The 25,124-nt window shown below is 72.2% G+C and carries 18 protein-coding genes; 11 read left to right on the top strand and 7 right to left on the bottom strand.

The window, feature by feature from the left end; translation table 11 throughout:
* The 6 genes from VGZ32_RS05985 to acpS form a co-directional block, all read left to right on the top strand.
* A partial coding sequence (locus tag VGZ32_RS05985) for a 3-oxoacyl-[acyl-carrier-protein] synthase III C-terminal domain-containing protein (protein WP_326884824.1) occupies positions 1-951 on the top strand: 951 nt, incomplete at its 5' end.
* Between the two features lie 41 nt (positions 952-992).
* Positions 993-1,619, top strand: coding sequence for an acyl-CoA dehydrogenase family protein (locus VGZ32_RS05980; RefSeq protein ID WP_326884823.1), 627 nt, complete (start codon positions 993-995; stop codon positions 1,617-1,619).
* On the top strand, positions 1,616-2,767 hold the full coding sequence (locus VGZ32_RS05975) for an acyl-CoA dehydrogenase (protein ID WP_326884822.1): 1,152 nt from the start codon (positions 1,616-1,618) through the stop codon (positions 2,765-2,767). The genes VGZ32_RS05980 and VGZ32_RS05975 overlap by 4 nt, the downstream gene beginning before the upstream one ends.
* Entirely contained in the window at positions 2,760-3,545 is a 786-nt protein-coding gene (locus tag VGZ32_RS05970) for a hypothetical protein (RefSeq protein ID WP_326884821.1), read from the top strand. The genes VGZ32_RS05975 and VGZ32_RS05970 overlap by 8 nt, the downstream gene beginning before the upstream one ends.
* Positions 3,542-4,924: an MATE family efflux transporter gene (locus VGZ32_RS05965; RefSeq protein WP_326884820.1), complete on the top strand. Its 1,383-nt coding sequence runs from the start codon at positions 3,542-3,544 to the stop codon at positions 4,922-4,924. The genes VGZ32_RS05970 and VGZ32_RS05965 overlap by 4 nt, the downstream gene beginning before the upstream one ends.
* Positions 4,921-5,310 carry a holo-ACP synthase gene (acpS, locus tag VGZ32_RS05960; protein ID WP_326884819.1) on the top strand — a complete coding sequence of 130 codons (390 nt, stop codon included), beginning with the start codon at positions 4,921-4,923 and terminating at the stop codon, positions 5,308-5,310. Before VGZ32_RS05965 ends, acpS begins: the two co-directional genes overlap by 4 nt.
* A gap of 69 nt (positions 5,311-5,379) precedes the next feature.
* Here acpS and VGZ32_RS05955 read toward each other — a convergent pair whose 3' ends face one another.
* Positions 5,380-6,408 (bottom strand): helix-turn-helix transcriptional regulator, encoded by a 1,029-nt coding sequence (locus VGZ32_RS05955; RefSeq protein WP_326884818.1) that lies wholly within the window; start codon positions 6,406-6,408, stop codon positions 5,380-5,382.
* Positions 6,409-6,695: 287 nt separating this feature from the next.
* Between VGZ32_RS05955 and VGZ32_RS05950 the strand changes: the two genes are divergently transcribed.
* From VGZ32_RS05950 to VGZ32_RS05930, 5 genes are all read left to right on the top strand, one after another.
* Entirely contained in the window at positions 6,696-6,983 is a 288-nt protein-coding gene (locus VGZ32_RS05950) for a phosphopantetheine-binding protein (RefSeq protein ID WP_326884817.1), read from the top strand.
* Positions 6,984-7,011: 28 nt separating this feature from the next.
* Positions 7,012-8,535, top strand: coding sequence for an acyl-CoA ligase (AMP-forming), exosortase A system-associated (locus VGZ32_RS05945; protein ID WP_349263503.1), 1,524 nt, complete (start codon positions 7,012-7,014; stop codon positions 8,533-8,535).
* Positions 8,532-9,770 (top strand): pyridoxal-dependent decarboxylase, exosortase A system-associated, encoded by a 1,239-nt coding sequence (locus tag VGZ32_RS05940; protein ID WP_326884815.1) that lies wholly within the window; start codon positions 8,532-8,534, stop codon positions 9,768-9,770. The genes VGZ32_RS05945 and VGZ32_RS05940 overlap by 4 nt, the downstream gene beginning before the upstream one ends.
* Before the next feature lie 42 nt (positions 9,771-9,812).
* Positions 9,813-12,809 (top strand): beta-ketoacyl synthase N-terminal-like domain-containing protein, encoded by a 2,997-nt coding sequence (locus VGZ32_RS05935; protein ID WP_326884814.1) that lies wholly within the window; start codon positions 9,813-9,815, stop codon positions 12,807-12,809.
* 71 nt (positions 12,810-12,880) lie between these two features.
* Complete coding sequence (locus VGZ32_RS05930) at positions 12,881-14,041, top strand: acyl-CoA dehydrogenase family protein (RefSeq protein ID WP_326884813.1); 1,161 nt, start codon at positions 12,881-12,883, stop codon at positions 14,039-14,041.
* A gap of 387 nt (positions 14,042-14,428) precedes the next feature.
* On the opposite strand, the gene VGZ32_RS05925 is transcribed toward VGZ32_RS05930, so the two are convergent.
* From VGZ32_RS05925 to VGZ32_RS05900, 6 genes are all read right to left on the bottom strand, one after another.
* A complete protein-coding gene (locus VGZ32_RS05925) occupies positions 14,429-15,217 on the bottom strand; it encodes a thioesterase II family protein (RefSeq protein ID WP_326884812.1) in 789 nt (262 codons plus the stop codon).
* A complete protein-coding gene (locus VGZ32_RS05920; RefSeq protein ID WP_326884811.1) occupies positions 15,214-16,305 on the bottom strand; it encodes an HAD-IIIC family phosphatase in 1,092 nt (363 codons plus the stop codon). The genes VGZ32_RS05925 and VGZ32_RS05920 overlap by 4 nt, the downstream gene beginning before the upstream one ends.
* Positions 16,302-17,441, bottom strand: a complete 1,140-nt coding sequence (locus tag VGZ32_RS05915) for an acyl-CoA dehydrogenase family protein (protein WP_349263502.1) — start codon at positions 17,439-17,441, stop codon at positions 16,302-16,304. Before VGZ32_RS05915 ends, VGZ32_RS05920 begins: the two co-directional genes overlap by 4 nt.
* A 32-nt stretch (positions 17,442-17,473) precedes the next feature.
* Positions 17,474-17,728, bottom strand: a complete 255-nt coding sequence (locus tag VGZ32_RS05910) for an acyl carrier protein (RefSeq protein ID WP_326884807.1) — start codon at positions 17,726-17,728, stop codon at positions 17,474-17,476.
* A 22-nt stretch (positions 17,729-17,750) separates the two neighbouring features.
* Complete coding sequence (locus VGZ32_RS05905) at positions 17,751-18,596, bottom strand: 3-hydroxyacyl-CoA dehydrogenase family protein (protein ID WP_326884806.1); 846 nt, start codon at positions 18,594-18,596, stop codon at positions 17,751-17,753.
* A 93-nt stretch (positions 18,597-18,689) separates the two neighbouring features.
* A partial coding sequence (locus VGZ32_RS05900) for an SDR family NAD(P)-dependent oxidoreductase (RefSeq protein ID WP_326884805.1) occupies positions 18,690-25,124 on the bottom strand: 6,435 nt, incomplete at its 5' end.

The following is a 25,124-nucleotide window of genomic DNA, read 5'->3' as shown; positions in this document are numbered from 1 at the left end:
CGGATCGCCGTGCGGCTGGCAAGCCGCATGGAGCCGGTGGACGACATCCTCGCCCGCACCGGAGTCGGCGCGGCGGAACGCAAGATGTTCGCCAGAATCTACGGTCTGCACCAGAGCCCGACCCTGGCGGCGCACGAGCGGATGGAGGACCTGCTGGCGTCCGCGGGGCAAGCCGCGCTCGGCGACGGCACCGCCGGGCTGATCCTCTACGGGCATACCCTGCTCACCCAGGAGTTCGGCTACCGCGGCGGATTCCCGGACCGGCTGCGCGAGCAGCTCGGTCTCCCGGACGCCGCCGTCTACGGGATATCCCACGTCAACTGCGTCTCGGTGCTGCGCGCCGTGGAGCTGGCCCGCCGCTACCTCGGACGACCGGGGGCGGCCGCGAGCGACCGGGTGCTGGTGCTCGGTGGCGACCAGGGCAGCATCTCGGACCCTTCGCGGCTGATCCGGCGCACCACGGTCGGCGGAGACGGAGCCGTCGGCTTCCTCGTCGGTCGGGACGACGAGACCGAAGCGTCGCGGCCGCGCTACCGGTACCTGGCCGGGGCATCCGGCCGGGACGCCCGCTTCCACCGCAGCCTCGGCATGTCCGACGAGGAGTTCGCCCTCTTCGGCAAGGTCTGCTGCGAAGGCGCGGTGGAGACCGTGCGCCGCGCCGCCCACGCCGCCGGCCTCGACGCCTCCCAGATCGACTGGGTGATGCCGCACCTGTCCAACCGGATGTTCTGGCGCGCATTCGTCGCCGCCTCGGGCATCCCGAAAGAACGAATCGCGCTGGACCTGATCGGCGAGCAGGCGCACAACTTCGGATGCGATGCGCTGATGGCGCTCGAACACGCCGACCGTCAGGGGCGGCTGCGCCCGGGCGACCGCTGCGCGCTGGTCTCGCTCGGTCAGGGGGCGTATTTCCAGGTGATCATCGTCGAGGTCGCGGAGGCCCGCCCATGAACGCAGCACCCACCAACACAGCGCCTATGAACACAGCGCCCATGACCGTATTGAACACCGCTGATACCGCCCTGCCCGCGGCAGCGCGGGAGTGCGAGCGGATCGGCCGCACCGCGGGCCTCGCCGCCGGACTCGCCGCGGTGCTGGTCGGACGAGACGTCGCCGCCATCGCCCCGGGCCGATACGCGGCGGTGCCGGCCGCGCCGGACACGGAATCGCCCGGCGTGCGGCGGCACAGCCTCGCCGATCGGGAAGGCATCGTGTTCGCCGAGTGTCAGGGCGAGCGCCCCCCGGCGAGTACCGACCTGGCCGAGATCGGTGCGCTGCTCGCGGCCGTGCGGCTCGGAGTCATGCGGCACTTGCTCGATCTGGCCGTCGCGCACCTCTCCGAGCGGGACTCCGGCGGCGAGCCGCTGATCCGCAAGCAGTTGGTGACCGGGGCCGTGGCCGACGTCATCGCCGGAGTCGAACTGCTGCGCGAGCAGGCGCTCGCCCAGCGCGACCCGGTGGCGCTCGGCGATCTGCACACCCGGATCGACGACCTGGGCTGGCAGACGGCCAAGCTCTTCGGCGCATCCGGATACATCGCCGACCATCCGGCGCGGGCGCTGTATGTCTCGGCGCTGTGCGCGAACACGTGGTCCGGCCGAGAAGGAGCGGGCGAATGATCGAGCTGGACGGACGGCTGCGGGCCGTGCGCGACGTGAGCCGCGAGGCGGCCGAGCAGTTGCGCGCGCTCGCGCAGGCGATCGACACGGATCCGGACGCCATGCAGGCGCACCTCGACACCGAGGCGTACGCGATGGTCCGCATCTCGAACACGCCGGCCAAGTACCGCGAATCGATGCCGGGCCGCCAGCTGCGGCTGCTGGACGAGGGCAACTGCCTGGAGACCGTGGTCGGGACGCTGGAGCTGGCCCGCGGAGACGCCGGCGCGCTGCTGGCCTGCCCCTCCCCCGCCCTCGCCGGGGTGATCGTGGACCTGCTCGGCGACGAGCGGCAGCGCGAGCTCTTCTACACCCGGCTGCACGGCGGCCGGACCTGGACCTTCTTCGCGATGACGGAGCCGGGCCGGGGCAGCGACGCGACCGCGATGGAGACCCGGCTCGAGCGGGACGGCGCGGGCGGCTGGCTGCTGCACGGCGAGAAGCGCTACATCGGCAACGGCGCACGCGGCGGTATCGGCGTGGTCTTCGCGCGCACTGGCCGCTCGGCGCTCTCCATCCGGGCCGCGCTCGTCGAACCCGCACTGGTCGAACCGCCGCACGCGTGGCACGGACAGCGGCTGGACATGGTCGGGTTGCGCGGAGCGGCGCTCAGCGCGCTGCGGTTCGACGGCGTGCCGGTGCGCGGCGACATGCTGCTCGGCGAGCACCTGCCGGTGACCCGCCGCGGCATCTGGGGCGCCATCGAGACCTTCAACAACATGCGCATCCAGGTGGCCGCGCTCGCGGTCGGCACGGCGCTGGCGATCGCCGAATACGTCGCCGAACACCGCAAGAGCGCCCCCGGGCTCCAGCTCGCACTCGCCCGCGCAGAGGCGGCCCGCGAGTTGGTGTACGAGGCAGCGGCGCGAGTCATGCGCGACCCGGACAACAGCTATCTGTCCTGCGCGGCGAAGCTGGGCGCGACCCGCATGGCGGTGCAGACCGCGCGCTGGGCTTCGGGCGCGATGAGCCCCGCTGGACTGCTCGAGCATCCCCTCCTGGAGAAGTGGACGCGGGACGTGTGCGCCTTCGAGTTCATGGAGGGCACCGGCGACATCCAGCGCCTGCACGTGGCCAAGGGTTATCAGGCGGGCGACGCGGATGGCTGAGATGTCCCCCGCAGCGGCCCCGTCCACGCTCAGCGTCACCGCACTCGCAGTGTCCGTATGCGAGCACCCGGACTACCGGCCGGCGGCGCTCTTCGACGAAGGACACGAACTGCGGCGGCTCGCCTGCGGCGTCGCGCAGCAGACGGGCGTGCCGTTGGCGACTCTCAGCCTGCTCAGCCGCGACGATCGCACCCCTGACGTCAGCGCTCTGGCGCTGACCGCACTCGGCCCGGAACGCCGGGGCGAGCCGCTCTTCCTGGTGCGCTCGGGCCCGCTGCCCGATCCGCACGGGGCGCTGCTGGCCCGGCTGGTGCACGAGTCGGGCTGGCTCGGCGAGGACGTCGGGATCACGCATCTGGACGAGCTCGGCGGAACGCTGGTGTTCGATCTGCTGGCCTGGGCCGTCCCGGCGGAATTCGGCGCCACCGCCCTGATCTGCGACGACCCGCTGTTCGCGGTCGCCGCGCCCGCCAGCGCGCGCGTGGCGGCGGCCGCCGTCCAAGTGAGCAGGGGTCCCGGGCCGCTGCGCGTGCTCGGCTGCGGCGAGGGCGCTCCCGCCGCCGGCGACGCGACGCACCGGTTCTCCGGCCGCCGGCCCTGCGACGGCTGGATCGCGCTGCGCGACGCCCTGGCGGACCACCGCGTCGCGGACGGCGAACGAGTACTGATCCACACGCGCGGAACGCTTCGCGAGGGCTGGCTTCTGATGGAGGCGGCTGACATCGCGGGCCTGAAGCTGTTGAGCGCCAACGCCGAACGGGAAAGTGTGATCCCATGAGCAGTGACATGCTGGACGAGCCACGGGTCGCGTCGGCCCCGGAACCCGAGCCGCCGGCGCGCCGCGAGTTCGACCTCTCCTATCGGCGGATCGCCCGCGTGTCGCTGCCGATGGTCCTGTCCACCGCCACCGGAATCGCGTCCCAGGCGGTGGCGACCGGACTGATCGGCCGGATGGGCGGCGCCGCGCTGTACGTCCGCTCGGTCTACAGCCCGGTGTCATTCCTCTTCCTGGCGCTGACCACGGGGCTCTCCATCACCCTCCAAGTCGTCGTCGCGCAGTCCTGGGGACGTGGCGAACGGGACGAGATCTCCCCGCGCCTGGGCAGCATGGCGCGGGCCGGCATCGTGGCGTTCGCGGTGTTCGGCGGCCTACTGGTGGCGTTGAGCGGCCCGCTCGGCGACGCGGTACAGATCGCGGCCGACCGCCGCGGCGAGTTCCAGGGCTTCCTGGCCGCCATGACCGGCGCCGCCGTGCTCGGCATGCTCGGCGAACTGTGTTCCGCGGTACTGCGCGGGATGGGTCGCACGGGCGTCGCCGCGATCATCACAGCCCTCTACGTGTCGCTCACTCTCAGCGTCATCATCGTGGTCGGGCTGGTGCTGCACGGCGGGCTGATGGCGGTGCCGCTGGCCTCAGGTGTCGCCGGAACGACGGAGATCGTGCTGGCGCTGGCGGTGCTGCTGCGCAGCGGAGTGATCCATCCGCGCGGCCTCGCCCAGTGGCGCCCGCAGACCCCGAAGGTGCTGGCCTCCATCGGGCTGCCGGTCGGCGCCTCCTCGATCGTGCTGGCCGTGGTCAACCTGCTGCTCCTGCGGATTGTGGCCCCCTCCGGCCAGGCGGCGGTGGCCGGGTTCAACGTCGGCTACACCGTCCAAACCGCCGTGATCGTGCCCGCGGTCGGGCTCGGCTCGGCCGTCGCGGTGCTGATGAACCAGAGTCTCGGCGCGGGCGGACTGCCCGACTCGCGCACCGTCTTCCGCCGCGGGTTGATCCTCGCCCTGGTCGGCTACGCCGCGGTGACGCTCGCCGTCGTGCTGCTCGGCGGGCCGCTGGCGAACCTGATGTCCGGCAGCCCCGCGGTCGCCGCCGAGGCCCGGCACTTCGTCGCGATCGTCGGCCCGACCTTCGGCTGCACCGGGCTCATGCTCACCGTGCTGACGGTGCTGGAGCAGGTCGGACACGGGCCGCTGGCGGTCGCGATGAACTCCGGCTACTTCGTCGTCATCGTCGCGGTCGGCTGGGTCGCCGCCAACGCCCGGCACGACGTCTCCGCCCTGTACTGGACCATGGCGATCGCCGCCGCGGCGAGCCTGGTCGGCGGCCTGCCCATCGCCGCGCGCGCGGCGCAGCGGCCACGCGTGCAGGCACGCGCATGAGGATCGGCGTCGACCTGCTGTCGATCTCCCGCTTCGCGCGGATCGCCACGCACCGCCGCTTCAGCGCGATCCTGTTCACGCCGGCCGAGCTGGAACAGGCACGCGGCCTCGGCCCGGAGCGCTACGCCGAGCGGCTGGCCGGCCGGTTCTGTGTGAAGGAGGCCACCTGCAAGGTCCTGGGCCGGGGATTCGGCCAGGGGCTGCGGTGGCGCGACATCGAGGTGACCAGCGACGCATGGGGAGCCCCGTCGGTGAGCTTGACAGGCGGGGCTCGCGAGATCGCGGAGGCGGCCCGGCTGACCGAGATCGTGGTCACGCTCACCCACCAGGCCGACCTCGTGGTGGCGGTCGCCGTGGGTCAGCACGCACCCGCGTCGCCGGTCTGAACGCCCTCACGCAAAACGGCCGGGCGCTGAATTCCGCGCCCGGCCGCTACGTGCTCTTACACGCATCTCTTACACATGCTGCACATCCTGGGCCGTCAAGCGCCGCGCCGCCTGCACGCCCGCCTGGAAGCGGCTGACCGAACCCAGGTTGCGCAGCAGCGCCGCGATGTGGCGGCGGCAGGTGCGCACCGACATCCCGAGCCGTCGCGCGACCACCTCGTCCGTGTAGCCCTGCGCCATCAGCCGGGCGATCGCTAGCTGGAGGTCGTCGGCCACCTCGTCAGCGTATCCGGGCTCGTCCGCCACGAACGCCGCCGCGCCCTCCCACAGCTGGTCCACCATGTCGACCAGGAACCCGACCACGTCCGCATCGCGTATCCGGCGGGCGGTCGGCAATCCTGCTGCCGGGCCACCCTCCGCGGGCAGGCTGAGGATGACCGCGAGCTCGCGGTCGAACACCGCGGCGGCCTGCGGGACCTGGCTGACCGTGCGGATCTGCGCGCCGCCGTCCAGCAGCCGCTTGACGCGGGCGCGGGCCGCGAAGTCGGCCCGGCAGCGGTGCGGCAGGACGATGCGGGACTCGACGTCGCGGCCGAGCGCGCCGTCGCAGGAGTCGAACAGCTCGTCGAGCAGCGCCTCGTCCTCGTGGCCGGGCCTGAGCAGCACCAGCTCGTGCCGGCAGACGTCCGCGGCGAGCTTGAGCAGCCCGCGGATCTCGGCCACCCCCTCGAACACGTCCACCGCACCGCCGTTTGGTGACCGGGCGCCTTGTGCGGCTAAAGCACCGATCCGCTCGAGCATCCGGTCGGCCAGATCCCGCTGCCGGTACATCGCCCGCTCCAGGTCGACCGGCACCAGGGCGCCGCCGTCCGTGCGCAGCAGGCGCAGCTCGATCAACTGCGCGACCGCGGCGAAGACCGTGCGCGGCGGCAGGCCGAGGTCAAGCGCCGCCGCGTCGAGCGCGTCGGGCGCGAGCGACCCCATACGGATCGCGTAGTGGTAGACGTCGCTGACATGTTCCGTGGCGTCACCGCCTCCTGCGGCGTGGCCGTAAGCCGTGGGCGTCCAATCGATGACCGACAGAGCACCGCTCGACATCGGTCTCCCTCCCCAAGAGCACACTGTCCGGTTCGCGCGCTGATCGCGCCTTCTCACGCCACACCCTGATGCACCCGGCCATCAAGTCACGCTCGTCGGCCCGGCGGCCCCGGCATTCACGCTATCGATCGACTATTGAACGCGCGTCCGCCCAGGACGGCGCGGCAGCGGACGGCCGGGGGACCGAGAGCGGGGCGATGGCGAGCCGAGAGGCGGCGGTGGCCGAATCGGTAGGGCGGCGGACAGGACGCCGCCGGGCGACCCGGCCCCGATCGAAAGGGACAGCAGTGAGCGACATCGACACTGACACCTACACCGCCATCCCCAGCCGGTTCCTCGAGACCCTGAAGCCACACCTGCCATACGCCGGTGGCGACGCCCTTACGGCGGCGGACGACCTGGCCGCGCTCGGTCTGGATTCGATGGGCGTGGTGCGGCTGCTGGTCGACCTCGAGGAGAACTACGAGCTCGACCTTCCCGACGAGCTGTTGACCGAGGAGACCTTCTCGACGGTCGGCTCCCTGTGGACGACGGTGGCCGGGCTGGTCGCCGCGGAACGGATCGGCGGTGAGTGACGGCGCCGCCGCCGGGCGCAGGCCGCCGGTGACCCGGGTAGACCGGCTCATCGGCTACGGCGATCCGGACCGGCCGGCCGTGACGTACAAGTCCGAGACGCTGACCTACCGGCAGCTGGCGGATCAGGTGGCCCGCGTCGCGAACGGCCTGCACGGTCTCGGCGTCCGGCGCGGCGACCGGGTGGCGGTCTACGCGCCCAAGCAGCTCGAGACGGTGGTCGCGCTCCTGGCGGTGTCCGCCGCGGGCGGCATCTTCGTACCGGTCAACCCCCTGTTCAAGGCACGGCACCTGGCCCATGTCGCAGCCGACTGCGGCGCCCGTGTGATGATCACCACCGCGGAGCGCCTCGACACCGTGCGCGCGGCGCTGCCCGCCTCCGTCGAGCACGTGGTGCTGATCGGCCCGGCCGCGCCCGCCACAACAGCCTGGGACCAGCTCGCCCGGAGCACGCCGGACCCGGTGCCCGACGGTGAAGCAGTCATCGACGCCGACCTCGCCGCGATCCTCTACACCTCGGGGAGCACCGGCGGCCCCAAGGGCGTGATGCTTTCGCACCGAAACCTGATCGCGGGCGCCGAGAGCGTGGCGGGGTATCTCGGCCACACGGCCGACGACACCGTCCTCGCCGCGCTCCCGCTCAGCTTCGACGCGGGACTCAGCCAGCTGACGATCTCGCTGATCGCCGGGGCGCACGTAGTCCTGGCGAACTATCTGCTGCCGCGGGACATCGTGCGCCTGTGCGCGCAGCACGGGATCACCGGTTTGACGTGCGTACCGCCGCTGTGGATCCAGTTGGCGGGGCAGGAGTGGCCGCAGGAGGCGGCCGGCCGGCTGCGCTACTTCGCCAACACCGGCGGCCGGATGCCCGCGTCCACGCTCGCGCGGCTCAGGGAACTGCTTCCGAATGCGAAGCCTTATCTGATGTACGGGCTCACCGAGGCGTTCCGCTCGACGTACCTCGATCCCGCCGAAGCGGACCGCCGCCCGGACTCGATCGGCAAGGCGATCCCCAACGCCGAGATCCTGGTGGTGCGCCCGGACGGCACCCCCTGCGACCCGGGCGAGCACGGCGAACTGGTGCACCGGGGCGCGCTGGTGGCGCAGGGGTACTGGAACGACCCCGAACGCACCGCGGAGCGCTTCCGCCCGCTCCCCGGCGCCGTCGGCCCGGCCGCCCGACCGGAGCTGGCCGTGTGGTCCGGCGACGCGGTGTACCGGGACGCGGACGGCTTCCTCTACTTCGTCGGCCGCGCGGACGAAATGATCAAGACCTCGGGGTATCGGGTCAGCCCGGCCGAGATCGAGGAGGCGGCCTACGCCTCCGGTCAGGCGGCCGAGGCGGTCGCCCTCGGCGTCGGCGACGAGCGGCTGGGCCAGCACATCGTGCTGGTTGTATCCGAACCCTGTGACACCGGGTTGCTGAAGAAGTCGCTGGCGCAGGAATTGCCGACCTACATGCAGCCGCAGCGCGTCGTTGTGCTGCCCGAGCTGCCCAGGTCGGTGAACGGGAAGTTCGACCGTGTGGAGCTGCGCCGGATGGTGGCGCAGTGAGCTGGCCCGTCATAGACACCTACGAAGAAGTCGACGGCCAGCTCGCGGTCGGCGGGATACCGGCGCAGCTGCTGGCGGAGCGCGTCGGCACGACTCCGTTCTTCGCCTACGATCGCGCGGCGGTGACCCGTCGGGTCGCGGCGGTGCGGGCGGCGCTGCCGGACCGGATCCACCTGAAGTACGCGGTCAAGGCCAATCCGATGCCGGCGCTGCTCCAGCACCTGAGCGGCCTGGTCGACGGCTTCGACGTCGCGTCGGCCGGCGAGCTGCGGCACGCCCTCGACACGCCGATGCCCGCGGCCCGGATGAGTTTCGCCGGGCCCGGCAAGACCACCGCGGAGCTGGCGCAGGCGGTCGCGGCGGGCGTGCTGATCGAGCTGGAGTCGGAGAACGAGCTGGCCAGGGCGCGTGGGGTGGCCGCGCGGCTGGGCGTACGGGCGCGGGTGGCCCTGCGGGTCAACCCCGATTTCGCGGTGCGCGGCTCCGGGATGCGGCTCGGCGGCGGCCCGCAGCAGTTCGGGATCGACGCCGAGCGGGTGCCCGGGGTGCTCGCCGGTCTCACCGCCGCGCCGGAGCTGGACTTCGAGGGCTTCCACGTGTTCGCCGGTTCGCAGAACCTGCGCGCCGAGAGCATCTGCGAGGCGCAGCGGGCGACCGTCGACCTGGTCCTCGGTCTCGCGCAGGCCGCGCCCGTCCCGGTCCGCTATCTCAACCTCGGCGGCGGATTCGGCATCCCGTACGCGCGCAAGGACGAGCCGCTGGACCTCGGGCCGATCGGCGAGAACCTGCACAAGCTGATCGAGCAACAGGTCCGCACGCGGCTGCCGGAAGCGCACGTGGTCATCGAACTGGGCCGCTACCTGGTCGGCGAGGCGGGCGTGTACATCACGCGCGTGGTCGACCGCAAGGAGTCGCGCGGCAAGACCTACCTGGTCGTCGACGGCGGCATGCACCACCAGCTCGCCGCGTCCGGCAACTTCGGCCAGACGATCCGGCGCAATTTCCCGATCGCGGTCGCCAGCCGGCCCACCGCCGAGGACGCCACCGATGCACCGGAGAAGGTCACCGTGGTCGGCTGCCTGTGCACGCCGCTCGACCTGCTCGGCGACGACGTGGAGCTGCCGCGGGCCGGGATCGGCGACCTGATCGCCGTGTTCCAGGCGGGCGCCTACGGACTGACCGCCAGCCCGACCGCGTTCCTCGGCCACCCGCCGCCGCCCGAGGTGCTCGTCTGAGAGGCGCCCGCCCGATCACCAAGCAACAGCATGGATCTGGAGATGACCGTGACGGACACCGCGACGGACACCGAGTACGAGGCGGACACCGCGTACGACTCCGCGGTCGCGATCGTCGGCATGGCCGGGCGCTTCCCCGGCGCCGCCGACGTCGACGCGCTGTGGCGCAACCTGCTCGCCGGGGCGGGCGGCCTGCGCGCGATCACCGATGACGAGCTCGCCCGCGCCGGCGTCGAACCCGGCGTCGCCGCCGATCCGCGCTACGTGCGCGTCGGCGGCCCGGTGGAGGGCATCGAGTTGTTCGACGCCGCCGTGTTCGGCTTCAGCCCTCTGGAAGCCGAGGCGATGGAGCCCCAGCACCGGCTGTTCCTCGAATGCGCGTGGGAGGCGCTGGAGCGCGCGGGATACCAGCCGACCCGGCCCGAGGGCACCGTCGGCGTGTTCGGGGGCTGCGGCTTCCCGGACTACATGCTGCTCAACGCCGCCCGGCTCGCGCGCGACCCGGCCACCGCGCGCGTTTTCGCCAACGGGAACGAGCGGGACTCGCTCACCTCCCTGGTGTCGTACAAGCTCGGACTGCGCGGTCCCAGCGTGACGGTTCAGACGTTCTGCTCGACATCGCTCGTCGCGGTGCATATGGCCTGTCAGAGCCTTTTGACGTACGAATGCGATCTGACTCTGGCCGGCGGCGCTTACGTGCCGCTGCCGCAACCCGCCGGATACCTATACGAGGAAGGCGGCATCCTCTCCCCCGACGGCCGGGTGCGCAGCCTGGACGCTGCGGCGAATGGGACGGTGATGGCGTCGGGTGCCGCGGTGGTGGCCCTCAAGCGGATGTCCGACGCGATCGCGGAGGGCGATGTCATCCACGCGGTGATCCTCGGGTCCGCGGTGAACAACGACGGGCCGGAGCGCGCCGGATATGCCGCCCCGGGTGTCGAGGGGCAGGCCGCGGTGATCGAGGCGGCGCTGGCCGTCGCCGCGGTGAAGCCGGAATCCGTGGGCTACGTCGAGTGCCACGCCGTCGGCACGCCGTTGGGCGACTCGATCGAGTTGGCGGCGCTGGGGCGAGTGTTCCACACCGCGCCGCCCGAGCCGTGCGTGCTCGGCTCGGTCAAGCCGCTGGTGGGCCATCTCGACCGTGCCTCGGGCGTCACCGCCCTGATGCGTGCCGCGCTGTGCGTGCGCGAGGGGCTGCTGCCGGGCACGCCGGGCTTTGAGACGCCGAATCCGGCGCTGGCGGGGATCGCGGACCGGTTCACCGTCCTCGGCGAGGACAGGGTCTGGCCGGCCGGGGACGAGCCGCGCCGTGCCGGAGTCAGTTCGTTCGCGGTGGGCGGCACCAATGCGCACGTTGTCATCGAGCAGCCGCCGGCGCGTGCGCCCCGGTCCCGGTCGACGGGTCCTTATCTGCTGACGTATTCGGCCGCAGACAAGGTCGCGCTGGACGAGCTGACCGCACGGCTGCGCGCGCACCTGTCCGCTCATCCGGACGAAGATCTGGCCGACGTGGCCTACACGCTCCAGGTCTCGCGGGGCCGCTTCGCGCTGCGCCGCGCCGTCGTCTGCCGTGATCACCAGGACGCCGTCGCGGCGCTGGGCGATCCCGGGCGCTGGATCGACGGCGAGGCGCGGCGGCGCGATCCGCGCTTCCAGCTGGCGGCGAGCGGAGAGAGCGGCGACACGTGGTGGGCACGACTCGCATCCGCCGCCACAGCGCTGCTTCTCGCTGAATCGGACGGCGACGACCACGCCGCGACGGATCAAGACGCGGCGCTGGCCGTACTCGCGCGCGGTCTGATCCGCCTGGACGTGCGTGTGGTGGACGGCGGCGACTCGCCCACTGAGACGGTCTCCGTCGCGCCTAGCGACGAGCCGGCCGATGTCTGGGTGCTGACGACGCTGGCGCGCATGTGGCAAGCCGGGGCGGCGGTCGACTGGTCAGCCCTGTACGAGGGCGACATGCGGCGCGTCGAGCTGCCGACGTACCCCTTCCAGCGGCGCCGGTTCTGGCTTGACGCCGCCCCCGCCGCCCTTGATCAGAAGTCTGATGTGGTCGGCTGGCGGCGGCGCCCGCTGGCGGTGGCGGATCTGGACGCGCGCTTGTGCGCGGCCGGGCCGTGGCTGGTGCTGGTCGGCGAGGAGTGTGGAGAAGCCCTGGCCGACCGGCTCGTCCTGGCCGGTGCGGAGGTCTTCACCGCGCGGCCCGCGGAGGTCTTCCGCGAGTTGGAGAGCGGTGATCTCACCGTGCCTCCGGCCGACGTCGCCGCGCTGTCCGAGTTGCTGCACACGATGCTTGTCACGCCGCGCACGATCGTGCACGGCCTCAGTCTCGCCGCGCCGCCCGCCGAGGGAATCGAGCGCTTCGAAGAGTCGCAGGAGTGGGGCGCACGCAGCGGCCTGGCCCTCGCGCGGGCACTGGCCGAGTACGAGGCCGGATTCGCGGCGCATGGCGAACAGGCGCCCGCGATCGACGTCGCGGTGCTGACGTCGGGAGCGGTGAGCGTCACCGGTGCGGACCTCGACCATCCCGAGCACGCAGCGCTCGCGGCCCTGGCTTCGAGCATCGACGACCGGGGCACGAAGCTCGCCTGGCGGCACGTCGACGCCGCCGATGACGCAGACATCGAACAGGTGCTGGCCTCGTCGATCTGCCGCCACGAAGGCCCGACGGCCGTGCGCGGAAAGGAAACCTGGCTGCTGCGCGGCCCGGCGACCCGGCCGCACGACGCCGCGGACGAGCCGACGGCGGGGTCCGCACCCCCCACCACCGACGCGCGCCGTCCCCGCCCGTCCCTCGCGACCGCGTTTATCGAGCCCTCCCCGGGAGCGGAGGAGACGGTGGCTCATCTGTGGGCGCAGGCGCTCGGTCTCGACCGGGTCGGCGCGGACGACAACTTCTTCGAGCTCGGCGGCCGCTCGATGACCGCCGTCCAGCTCGCCCAGCGCGTCGGCGCCGAGCTTGGCATGCCACTGCCGGTGACGGCGCTGATCGAGCACCCGACCGTGCGCCTACTGTGCGCCGACATCGAACCGTAGACGGCACACCTTCTCGAGGCGCAAACGGCACATCTCACCCAGACCGCGGCGACCGACCAGGGACGGAACCCATGAGAGAACCCGAATACCTCCGCGACGTCAACGGCTTCGTACGGCGCGAGCTGCTGGGCCGGGAGGCGCTGCTGGACTCGCTCGCCGAGGCTCCGCTGCCGTTGTACGCACGCTTCGCCGAGACGGGGCTGATGAACTGGTGGCTGCCGAAGGAGTACGGCGGCCTCGGAATGTCGCTCGAGGAGAGCGTGCGGATCGTCGCGGCCCTCGCCTACGGGGACGCCGGAGCGGCCTTCACGCTGTTCATTCCGGTGCTCGCCACCAGCATGGTCGGCTGGTACGGCTCGGACGAGCTCAAGGAGCGGCTGCTGTCCCGGCTCACTGCCGACAACGGGTTCGCCGCCACGCTCGGCAGCGAGCACGAGGCGGGCAGCGAGCTGGCCCGCATCGGTACCACGGTGCGCCGCGACGGCGACCAGCTGGTGCTCGACGGCGCCAAGGCGTTCTCCACCGACACCGACTTCGCGCAGTTCGTCGTGGTCATCGCGCGCTCCGTCGACGATCCGGACCAGTACACGGCGGTGGTCGTGCCCCGCGAGACGCCGGGTCTCACGATCGAGAAGCGCTGGGACGTGATCGGGCTGCGCTCGTCGGCGACCTATCAGGTTGCCCTGCACGGATGCCGCGTGCCCGTCGGCAACGCACTGCGCGGCCACGGGCTGCGGCTGCTGGAGATCGGCCTCAACGCCAGCAGGATCCTGATCGCGGCCACCGGCCTCGGGATCGCGCGCCGGATCCGCGACGTGTGCATGGACTATGGCAAGGCCAAGTCGGTCAAGGGAGTGGCGCTCAGCTCCAACGCGGTCTTCGCCGGCCGGCTCGGCCAGTTCGAGATGCAGATCGACGTGATGGCCAACCAGTGCCTCGCCGCGGCGCGCGAGTACGACGAGGTGGCCGCGCGCCCGGACGCCGCCGAGGAGTTCCTGCGGCAGGGCGCGCTGAAGTCGGCGCTGACCGCGAAGATGTTCTGCGGACAGGCCGGCTGGCAGATCGCCGCCACCGCCTCCGAGATGTTCGGCGGGCTCGGATACACGCACGAGTCGGTGATCGGAAAGCTGTTGCGCGACATGCGGTACGTCTCGGTCGTCGAGGGCGGCGATGACGTCCTGCGGGACCTGGTCTACAGCCGCTACGTGGTGCCGGTCTCCAAGAGGTCCTGAGTCAGCAGTCCCGAACGAGCAGTCCTGAGTCAATACAGGCGCATACCCGCGGACCAGAGCGGCGGACCAAGGTAGCGAACCACAGCGTCACAGGCGGGCGCCAGCATGCGCCTAGGAGAACATCGCAGCGACAAGCAGCTCTGTGATGGGCGGCCAGTCGCGCCATCGCCGGATGTCGACACGTGTCGAGGGAACACCGCAGCGATGAGCGGCTCGAGGTCCTGTCGTTGCTGACCAGAAGTCAGACGAAACGCCGGGCGCCACGACCCGAAGGTCGCGGCGCCCGGCGTTTTCGCTCCAGCGTTTCGCTCCGGTGTCTCCGCTCGCGGCTCGGCGCCTCGCCGGCTCGATCGCTCGCCGCTGGGACGACGACGAGCCTTACAGCGGCTACCGCAACGAACCGCCTTCCAGCGCGGCCCTGACATACGTATGCGTCAGATTCGGCTGTTCGAGCACCGCGAAGTGGCCGCCCGTGAACACGTGCTGCTTGAAACCCCGGGTGGTCTGGTCGCGCCATCCGGATACCGACGCCGCGTCGGCGCGCGGGTCGTCGGTGGCGGCCAGGGCCGTGATCGGCACGTCCAGCGGCGGCTGCGGTTCGTAGCCGTAGTTCTCCTTGACGCTGAAGTCGGCCCGGAACGGCGGCAGGATCATCCGCAGCACGGTCGGGTCGGCCAGCATCCAGCCGGGCGTGCCGCCGAGCCGACGCAGCAGCTCGACGATTTCGGCATCTGACATCTCGGATACCCGGGCGTCCTCGCCGCTGCTCAGCTGAGGGGCCGAGCAGCCGGACACGATGAAGTGCACCGGCTCCGGGCCGCCGCGGCGGCGGATCTCCCGCAGCAACTCGAAACCGACGAGCGCGCCGAGGCTGTGCCCGTAGACCGCGTACCCGCCGCCATCCTGGTACGCGCCACCGTCCTCGCGGGCCAGAACGGCGTCTGCCAGATCCGCGACGAGCGGTTCCATCCGCCGGTGCGGAGTGTCGCGCAGCCGGGTCTCCCGGCCCGCCGGCTGGACCGGGCAGACCGCCGCGCGGCCCACCCGGCCCGTCCACGCCCGGTACGTCGAGGCGGAACCGCCGGCGTGGGGCAGGCAGTACAGCCGCACGTCGCCTTCCGGGACCTGGAAGGGGAACCAGCCGCCGACCGCCGCGGAGGTCGTCGCGACGGTCACGGCTCCACCACCAGCGTGACGTAGCCGGGCGGCTCCTGCGCGGTGCCCGGGTCCACGGCCAGCACCACGTGCGCGCCGTCCCGCGCGACCTCGCGGAAACCGCTGAACGCGTAGGTGATCTGCATCATCCTGTTGCGTCCGGTCTCCACCAGGTCGGCGCGCAGGCCGGCGCCCGCCTGCCGCGCCTGGCGCATGATGTGGCCGAGGAGCACCGAGCCGACGCCCCGCGACATCACCCGGCACGACATCAGCAGCATGTTGAGACGCCAGTCCGGCTCGCCCTTCTCCACCAGGGCCAGGCCGATCTTGCCGTAGGAGCCGAACCGGTCGGTGAGCGTCGCCACCAGCAGCAGGTGGTCGGGCGACTCGCGTAGCGCGTCGAGCTCGTCGTACGAGTACGTGCGCCCGGTCGAGTTGAGCTGGTTGGTGCGGATGGTCAGCTCCTCGGCGCGCTGCAGGTCCTCCCGTCGCGCGGGCGCGATGGTGAAGGTCATCTCCAGGCTGGCGAGGAACTCCTCACTGGTGCCGACGAACTGCTCCTCGACCTCGTCTCGGGTCAGCTGGCTGCGATACATCCCACGCCGCTGCGCCGACTCGTCCGAGACGAACCGCGGGCGGAAGTCCGGCCGGGTGAGCACTTCGTCGATCTCTGCCGCGTCGACACACGTCACCTGGGGCAGCTCGTGCCCAACTTCGGCCAGCTCGAAGGGCTGGTCGTCGACGAACGCGAAGGCGTCGAGACCGAGGTTCAGCTTGGCCGCGATCTGCTTGATCGACTCGGACTTGGCGTTCCACCCGATGCGCGGGTAGAGGAACCACTCCTCCAGCCCGAGCGCGCGCAGCTTCTCGAGCGCCGCCTCCGGATCGTTCTTGCTGGCGACCGAGTGCAGCACGCCCATCGCGTCGAGGCGCCGGATGTGCTCGACCACCGCCGGGCGCACCGTCACCTCGCCGTCCTCGAGCAGCACCCCGTCCCACACGGTGTTGTCCAGATCCCAGACCACGCATTTGATCCGGCCTTGTACTGGTTTAGCCGGAGGCGCCGCGACTGCGGCCGGTACGGCCTCTGCTTCGATGACGCCGCTCACGACGTGCCCTCCCGAAATGCCTCGCCTGCGATGGTGGTGCGCTGGATCTCGTTGCTGCCCTCGATGATCTCCATGACCTTCGCGTCCCGGTAATAGCGGGCCACCGGGTAGTGCGGGCTGCACCCGTTGGCCCCGTGGATCTGCACCGCCTCGGTCGCGTGCCGGGCGGCGGCGGTGGAGGCGAAGTACTTCGCGACCCACGTCGCCATGATGGTCGCCGGGTCCCCGGCGTCCTTGAGCCGGCCGGCCTGCTCGCACAGCAGCCGCGCTGCGCGCACGTCGGTGACCATGTCCGACAGCTTGGCCTGGATCAGCGGCAGTTCCCGCAGCAGCGTGCCGCCGACGGACCGCTCGCCCGCATAGGCGCTGCTCGCGTCCAGGCAGGCCTGGATGATGCCGACCGATCCGGCCGCGACGCTGTAGCGGCCCAGGTCGAGCGTGCCGGTGAGCACCATGCCCGCGGCGAAGGCGCTCGGACCCAGCAACGCTTCGGGTCCGAGCACGACGTCGTCGAACGCGATCTCGGCGAGCATCGAGGCCCGGGTGCCGAGCATGTCGTGGATCGGCGTCACGCGCACTCCCGGCGTCGTACGCGGCACCAGGAGCGCGACGATGCTCGCCTCGGTGCGCGCGAAGACCAGGAACAGGTCGGCGCGCTGCCCGCCGGTGATCCACTTCTTGGCGCCGCGCAGCAGCCAGCCACCGCCGTGCGCGACGGCCGTGGTGGCGATGCCCGCCGCGTCGCTGCCCGCGCCCGCCTCCGACAGGCAGAAGGCACCGAGCACCCGCCCGGCGGCCAAATCCTGTGCCCATTGCTCGAGCTGGTGGGCGCTGCCCCAGCGGTTCAGCGCCCAGCACAACATCGTGTGCACTGTCAGCAGGCTGCGCACCGAGGAACAACCCCGGCCGACCTCCTCGTGGATCTCGCCGAGCGCGACCATGTCCAGGCCGCGCCCGCCGAGGTCGGCCGGCAGGAACGGCGCCCACAGACCCGCCTCGCCGATGCGCTCCAACGTCTCCTCAGGGACCGCGCCCTGCCGGTCCCACACGTCGGCGTGCGGCGCGATGTGCTCGCGCACGAACGCACGCGCCGACACGCGGTCCAGCGCGCGGTCCGCCGCAACGGCGGCCCGCAGCGGGGCCGCCGTCCCGACCGGCGTCACGGGCGTTACCCGACCGCGACCGCGGACCGGCAGCGGTCCACGAGCGCGGTCATCGCCTCGACGGTGCGGAAGTTCTCGATCCGCAGCTCCGCGTTCGGGATGGTGAACCCGAAGGATTTCTCCAGGAACATCACCAGCTCCATCGCGAACAGGGAGTTGATGTAGCCGAGCGAGAAGATGTCCTGCCCCGGCTCGATGCGGGCCTGCGGGAAGCGGCCCTCGATGAATTCCAGGATCCGGCCGTCGACCGTCTCCGCCATGGTGATCGCCTCAGCTCTCTTATCAGCTCTGGTAGGTGTAGAAGCCACGGCCGGTCTTCCGGCCGTGCAGTCCGGCGTCGGTCATCTGCTTGAGCAGCGGGCACGGCCGGTACTTGCTGTCGGCGTAGTGCTCGTAGAGCACCTCTACGCTGTAGAGGATCGTGTCGACGCCGATCAGGTCCGCGGTCTCCAACGGGCCCATGGGGTGGCCGAAGCACCCGCGGAAAACCTCGTCAACGGCCTCGGCGGTCGCCACGCCCTCGTGGACCAGGAACGCCGCCTCGTTGACCGTGAGCATCAGGACCCTGTTGGAGACGAAGCCGGAGGCGTCCTTGACGTCCACTGCCCGCTTGCCGAAGCTGGCGAGCAGCTCGCGGGTGCGCTCGACGGTGTCCGGCGTGGTGTGGAAGCCGGGGATCAGCTCGACCACCGGCTTGGCCGGCACCGGGTTCATGAAGTGCACGCCGACCACCCGCTCCGGGTGGCGGCCGACCGAGGCGACCTTGGTGATCGGGATCGCCGAGGTGTTGACGATGATCACGGCATCCGGGTCGCACACGGCGTCCAGCGCCTCGTGCACCTCCCGTTTGACCTGCCAGTTCTCGGTCACGTTCTCGATGACGAACGCGGCCTTGGCGACCGCCTCGACGCCGACCGCGGTGGTGATGCGCGACAGCACCTCGTCGGGGTCGAGCGCCGGGCCGCCGCTTAGGCGGCTGAACCGGCAGTTGCGGGCGATGGCGGCGCGGGCGTCGTCGAGGATCTGCTCCTCCTTGTCGACCAGGATCACCTCGTGGCCGCACTGGGCCAGGTTCTGCGCGACCCCGACGCCCATGACGCCGGCGCCGATGACGCCGATGACGGTCATGACCTCTCCGTTCTGTCTCGGTCTCTGTCTCGATCGTTCTGCGTGTTCAGTTGCGAGGCGTGTTCGTGTTCGTGCTTGTGGCCGCGCGGCCGTTCACCGCTTGCGGCGGCGCGCGGCCGCCGCCTTCAGGGCGGAGCGGCGCAGCTGCGCCTGCGCGTCCTCGTTCCGCACTGCGCCCTCGTCCCGCATGGTGGGCTCGGCAGCGGCGCGGGCCCCCGCGTCGACGATCTCGGCGAGCGCGGCGACAGTCGGGGCCTGATGCAGGATGTGCGGCGGGAGCTCGGCGCCCGTGAACGTGCGGCGCAGAGCCGCCAGCAGGTTGATGCCGAGCAGCGAGTTACCGCCGAGCTCGAAGAAGTTGTCCAGTGCGCCGATCCGGTCGAGCTTCAGCGAGTCGGCCCAGAGGGCGGCGATCGCCTCCTCGGTCGCACCAGAGGGTTCCTGATAGGGCGTCATCAGCTCGGGGCGCGGATGGCGCTCCAAGGCCTGGCCGCCGACCGCCGGGGCGAGCACCGCGTCGACGGTGAACCCGGCGCTGAGCCGCACCATGGCCGACAGGTCCTGCGTGGAGGCGATGACGCGGGGCTCCCCGGAGGCCAGCGCCCGCTGCAAGGTGCGCCAGCCCTCGTCGAAGGCGATGCCGAACGCTGCGCGGTGTTCGCGGAAGAAGGCGCGCAGCCCGTCGTCGAAGCCGCCGAGCCCCTCGTCCCAGGCATTCCAGACCCACTCGCCCCAGTCCACCGACAGGACCCTGCGGTCCGGGCGCGACCACGCGGCGGCGAAGGCGTCGAGGAAGGCGTTCGCGGCGCAGTAGTCCACCTGGCCGGGCCCGCCGCCGGTGGCCGAGGTCACCGAGGAGAACAGCACCAGGAAGTCGAGCGGGACCTCGTCGGGCTCGCCCAACCGCAGCGCGCGGGCGAGCGCGCGGGTGCCGGCCACCTTGGGCGCGAGCACCAGCTCGCCGTCCTCGGGCCGCTTGAACTGCATCAGTCCGATGCCGGGCACGCCTGCGGCGTGCAGGACTCCGTGCAGCGCGCCGAACCTCGCGTGCGCCCGCTCGACCGCGCGCCGCGCGTCGGCCGGGTCGCTGATGTCGCCGACCACGATCTCGAGCTCGCCGCCGAGCCGGGTGATCTCCAGCGCCCGGGCCACCCGGCCGCGGGTGCTCTCGTCGACCGCCTCGGCTCCGGACTCGATGGCGTCCCAGCGCTCACGCGGCGGCAGTCCGCTGCGGCTGAACAGCACCAGCTTCGCGCGGCATGCGCGGGCCAGATGCGTGGCCATGCCGAGACCGATGCCGCCGAGGCCGCCGGTGATCAGGTAGACGCCGCCCTCGCGCAGCGGGGCGCCGGCCACGGAGTCGTCTGCCGCAGGGACTTCGGGTGCTGCGATGCTCTCGTAGTCGCAGGCCCAGCGCCGGGTACCGCGCAGCGCGACGGTGCGCTCGGTGCCTGGGCGGCGCAGCTCGGCGACGATCGCGGCCGGGTCGGTGCGGGCCTCCGCGTCGATCAGACGCGTGCCGACGGAGGGGTATTCGAGGGGGATGACCAGCGCCGGGCCCACCAGGGTCGCGGCCGCGGGCCGCACCTCGCCGCCGCCGAGCACGTCATGGGCGCCCGACGTGACGATGTCCAGCGCCCAGCCGTCCATCCCGAGCTCTCCGGCCGCACGGGCCAGTGCGACGAGGGTGTGCAGGCCGAGCGCGACGGTCGCCGCGTCCTCGTAATCGGGGCTCGCCGCTTCGGCGTAGTCGGGACCGCCGTCCTCGCGGGCCGCGGCGATGGCGGCGGTCTGGTCGGCGGTCGGCTCGTCGAGCGTCCAAAGGTGGACCACGCGCTCCGGCCAACCCGCGCCGCCCGGACCAACACTGCCCGGACCCGCACCGCCGCCGCGCAGGTCCCGCAGCAGGCTCAGCGCGTCATCCACACTTCCAGGCCGCAGCGTGTGACCGTTCGACCCGGCCCGGTATTCCGACCCTGGTCTGACGACGGTGACGCTCGCCCCGGTCGACGCGGCCGCGCGGCGCAGTTCGGCGAGCACGCGGTCGGCCGCTCCCTCGCGAGAGAACACCAGCCAGGAGCCGGGCTGCGGCTCGGCGGCGGGGATCGCCGGAAGCTGGCGCCAGACCGGCAGATGGAGCCACTGCTCCTCCGGCAGTCGGGGGACGCGGCCGACGTCCGTCAAGGTGCTGAGGTTCTCCGGCGCGACTGCGCCTGCGGACGGTGCGCCGCCGGGGAGGGCCGGCGCGCTGGGCTCGATCCAGTACTTCTGCCGCTGGAAGGGATAGGTGGGCAGCGGGATCCGGCCCGGCGCCGCGTCCGGGTACACCTCGGCCGCGCCTTCACGCCGTCCGTGGTAGGCGGTCCAGTCGATGTCGGCGCCGAGGAGCCAGAGGCGGGCGAGGCAGTCGGCCAGCGTCTCGTCAGCCGGGCGCGGGTCGGTGCCGGCCGGCAGTGTCGCGGTGATCAGCGGCCAGCGCTCCGGCGGGCAGCCGGCCGCGCGGATCAGCGCACCGAGCGAGGGGCCCGGGCCAATCTCGACGAGCGCGAGCGCGGGGTCGGCCAGCAGTGAGTTGGCGCCCGCAGCGAACTGCACCGTCTCGCACATGTGCCGGGCCCAGTAGGCCGGGTCGCGCACCAGCGCAGGGCTGGCCGTCTCCCCCGTCACATTCGACACGTAGGGCAGTGTCGGCGGGTTAAGGCTGATGTTGGCGGCGATCCACTCGGTCAGCGGCGCGGCGACGGGAGCGAGCATGCGGGAGTGGAAGGCGTGCGTGGTCTGCAAGGGACGGCAGGCGATCTCTGCCTGCCGCAACTCGTCCAGCAAGGCGGCCACCGCATCCGAGGGTCCTGCGACGACGACCGTCGCCGGACCGTTGACCGCGGCGATATCCAGTCCACGCGCATCGAGCCGGAAGCGGGCGCGCAGGTCCTCAGCGCTCGACGACACTGCGGCCATCGCTCCGCGCTCGACCTGCGCGATCAGCGCGGCCCGGTGCACGACCAAGGCGATCGCGTCGCCGAGGGACAGCACGCCGGCCAGCGTCGCGGCAACGTATTCGCCGAGGCTGTAGCCGAGCATCGCGGCGGGGCGCAGGCCCCACTCCATGAGCGTCGCGGCGAGCGCGTAGTCGACGGCGAACATCAGAGGCTGGACGATCTCGGTGCGCTGCAAGGACTCGGCGCGCGGATCGGCCGCGGTCGCCCGCCCGAGCAGCGCGGCCAGTCCGGTGCCGCCACCGCGCTGCCCGGCGATCAGATCGGTGAGCGCGACGGCGTCAGTAGCAGTGGTGTCAGTCGCGCCCGCATCGACACCCTCGGCGCGCAAGGCTTCGGCGATGCGGGCCACGCAGTCGTCGAGCCGGGCGCGGAACGCTGGTTCGCGCCGGTAGAGCTCGCCCACCAGGCCGGGGTACTGCTCCCCCACACCCGCGAGCAGAAACGCCACCGGCCGCTCCTGCGCGGCCTCCACCCGCGCTGCGGGTGCCGCGCCGTCGGCCCGGGTCAGCACCGCGACAGCATCATCGAGCCCTGACGCCACCGCGGCGCGGCGGTGCTCGAAGGTCTTGCGGCCGACCTGCAGGGTGTACGCGACGTCGGCGAGGCGGGTGCCGGGCTGCGCGGCGAGATGGTCGCCGAGGCGTCGGCAGGAGTCCTCGGCGGCTGCCTCGGACCGCGCCGAGACCGGCAGCACCTGGTAGCGGCGCGAGGCGACGGGGTCGGCCGGCGGCCCGGACTGGCGGCGCGGCGGTTCCTCGACGACCACGTGCACGTTGGTGCCTCCCATGCCGAGCGAGTTGAGGCCCGCGATGCGCGGCTGTCCGGCGGGCGCGGCCCACGGCTGGAGCCGGGCGTTGACGTAGAACGGGCTGCCGGCGAAGTCGATCTCCGGGTTCGGCGCGGTGAAGTGCAGCGTCGGCGGGATGAGACCTTCGCGCACGACCATCGCGGTCTTGATCAGGCCCGTGGCGCCCGCGGCCCGGTCGAGGTGACCGACGTTGGTCTTCACCGAGCCGATCGGGCAGTACTGCCGCGTCGGCGTGGGGCCGAACGCGCGGGTGAGCGCGGCCACCTCGATCGGGTCGCCGAGCCGGGTGCCGCTGCCGTGTGCCTCTACGTAGCCGACCTGCTCGGCGCGCACCCCGGCGTCGGCCATCGCCTCGGCCACCGCCTTCGCCTGGCCGACGAGGCTCGGCGCCGTGTAGCCGACCTTGAGGCCGCCGTCGTTGTTCATCGCGGTGCCGCGGATGACGCCCCAGATGTGGTCGCCGTCGCGCAGCGCGTCGGACAGGCGCTTGAGCAGGACGACGGCGCAGCCGTCGCCGAACATCGCGCCGCGGGCCTTCGCGTCGAAGGTACGCACGTGGCCGTCGGGCGACTCCATGCCGCCCTCCTCGTAGAGGTGCCCGCGCTTGTCCGGCACTCGGATGGACACGCCGCCGGCCAGCGCCATCTCGCACTCGCCGCCGCGCAGGGCACGCACCGCCAGGTGGGTGGCGACCAGCGAGGTCGAGCAGAAGGTCTGCACGGCCACGCTCGGTCCGTGCAGATCGAACAGGTAGGACACGGTGGTGGTGAGGGCGTCCTTCTCGTTGCCCATCGCGATCTCGAACTGGCTCACGTCCTCGCCGAGGCGCTCGCGGATGCCGAGGAGATAGGTGCTGATGTGCGTTCCGCCGTACACGCCCACGCGGCCGCGGTGCTCGGGGCGGCAGTAGCCGGCCTGCTCCAGTGTCTCCCAGCAGACCTCGAGGAAGAGGCGCTGTTGCGGATCGGTCAGGGCGGCCATGCGGGGGCTGATGCCGAAGAACCCGGCGTCGAATCCGGCGACGTCGTCCAGGACCGCGCGGGCCGGGACGTAGGCCGGGTGGTTGACGACCTCGGGTTCGACGCCTGCTTCGATCAGCTCCTGCGGTTCGAAGAACGTGATCGACTCGACGCCCTCGCACAGGTTGCGCCAGAACGCTCCGACGTCCCCCGCGCCGGGGAACCGTCCGGCCATGCCGACGATCGCGATCCGGCGATCGAGCTCGGACTCCGCGACGGCGGGAGCCCGCTCGGAGGCCACGCGCGCGACCGGAACAAGGTCCGTGGACGCCGTCTGCGCGCGTTCAGGCCGTGCGGGCGGCGCTGTCTCGCAGGAGGCTGATCCTCCAGCAGGGGCCTGGGCCACCGGCGGTGACGGCTGGTCGGGTGCGCTCTGGCCGTCGATGAGCGCGCCGAGCGCACGCACGGTCGGCGCTTCGAACACCGTCACGGTCGGCAGCGACACTCCGAACCGCTGCTTGACGAGGCCCAGCAGCTGCGGCACCAGAAGCGAGGTGCCGCCGAGGTCGAAGAAGTTGTCGCGGGTGCCCACCGGCTCGACGCCGAGCACGCCGGCCCACAGCTCGGCCAGTTCGCGCTCGGTGCCGGTGATCGGAGGGGCGTACGGCTGCGGCAGGTCCGGGCGGGGGAACCGTGATCCGGGCGCTACCAGCACCGCAGGCGCTTCGACGATCGCGGTGGTGCGCGTCCGCGGCAGCCGGTCGTCCAGTCCGCCGGCCGCGATCACAACAGAGGGATGTCCGCAGGCGATGCTCAGGTCGAAGGCGGCCAGCGCCTCCTCGTCGCTCATCGAGTGCGCGACGAGCGACGCGCCGACGGCGCCGCCGGTGAGCCGGTCCAGCGTGCAGGCCCAGGTGTCCCAGGCCGCGCTGATCCAGCGGACCGCCCCGCCGCGCGCCTGGCCCGCCACGGCGGCGAGCGCGGCGTTGGCGGCGGCGTAAGCGCCGAACGTGACGCCGCCGAGCAGCGCCGAGGTGGACGAGAACACGTGGCACCACCGGGGTGCCCGGTCCTCGGCCAGTTCGGCCAGCACGCCCGCCAGCACCCGGGCGCCGCCGACCTTCGCGCGCAGGTGGCGGGACACGCTGTCCTCGTCGATGTCGGCGAGGGGGCGGAAGGTCTCGGGGTCGGTCTGCGCCGCCGCGTGGATCACGCCGGCGACGCGGTACTTGGCGAACAGCGCGCGCATCGCGTCCGCGTCGGTGACATCGACGCGCGGCGTGTGCACCTCGGCACCGAGGCCGCGCAGACGCTCCACGGCGGCGCGGCGCGGATCGGATGGGCTGTCGGACACGCCGCCGCGGCTGGTCAGCACGAGTGCGCCGGCGCCGCTGCGGATAAGGTGCTCGGCCAGGGTCAGGCCGATGTCGCCGAGGCCGCCGGTGATGAGGTAGGTGCCGCCGGGCAGCACGACCGGCGTGGTCTGCGAGTCGTCGCCGGCCTGCGCGGGCGAGTACCCGGGCACGTGCCGGGTGCCCGCGCGGTAGGCGACGAGCGCGTCGGCCGCCGGGGCACGAAGCTCCCCGGCCAGGACTTCCGCGGCCTCCGCGTCGGTACCGGCCGGATCGAGGTCGACGCCGCGCACATCAAGGCTCAGATACTCCTGGGCGGCGACGATGGGCAGAGCCGCGACCGCTGCCTGCGCCGGGTCCGCCGACTCGCCGTCGCGGACCTCGTGACCGCCACGCGTGACGACGAGGAC

The sequence above is a fragment of the Actinocrinis sp. genome (assembly GCF_035938995.1).
Taxonomy (GTDB): domain Bacteria; phylum Actinomycetota; class Actinomycetes; order Streptomycetales; family Catenulisporaceae; genus DASZGI01.
This window is presented reverse-complemented; position numbering and strand designations above follow the sequence as displayed.

Coding starts and splice junctions, on each gene's coding strand:
- VGZ32_RS05980 (WP_326884823.1), top strand. CDS start 993: ATGACCGTATTGAACACCGCTGATACCGCCCTGCCCGCGGCAGCGCGG.
- VGZ32_RS05910 (WP_326884807.1), bottom strand. CDS start 17,728: ATGGCGGAGACGGTCGACGGCCGGATCCTGGAATTCATCGAGGGCCGC.
- VGZ32_RS05905 (WP_326884806.1), bottom strand. CDS start 18,596: ATGACCGTCATCGGCGTCATCGGCGCCGGCGTCATGGGCGTCGGGGTC.
- VGZ32_RS05965 (WP_326884820.1), top strand. CDS start 3,542: ATGAGCAGTGACATGCTGGACGAGCCACGGGTCGCGTCGGCCCCGGAA.
- VGZ32_RS05930 (WP_326884813.1), top strand. CDS start 12,881: ATGAGAGAACCCGAATACCTCCGCGACGTCAACGGCTTCGTACGGCGC.
- VGZ32_RS05975 (WP_326884822.1), top strand. CDS start 1,616: ATGATCGAGCTGGACGGACGGCTGCGGGCCGTGCGCGACGTGAGCCGC.
- VGZ32_RS05955 (WP_326884818.1), bottom strand. CDS start 6,408: ATGTCGAGCGGTGCTCTGTCGGTCATCGATTGGACGCCCACGGCTTAC.
- VGZ32_RS05935 (WP_326884814.1), top strand. CDS start 9,813: ATGACCGTGACGGACACCGCGACGGACACCGAGTACGAGGCGGACACC.
- acpS (WP_326884819.1), top strand. CDS start 4,921: ATGAGGATCGGCGTCGACCTGCTGTCGATCTCCCGCTTCGCGCGGATC.
- VGZ32_RS05970 (WP_326884821.1), top strand. CDS start 2,760: ATGGCTGAGATGTCCCCCGCAGCGGCCCCGTCCACGCTCAGCGTCACC.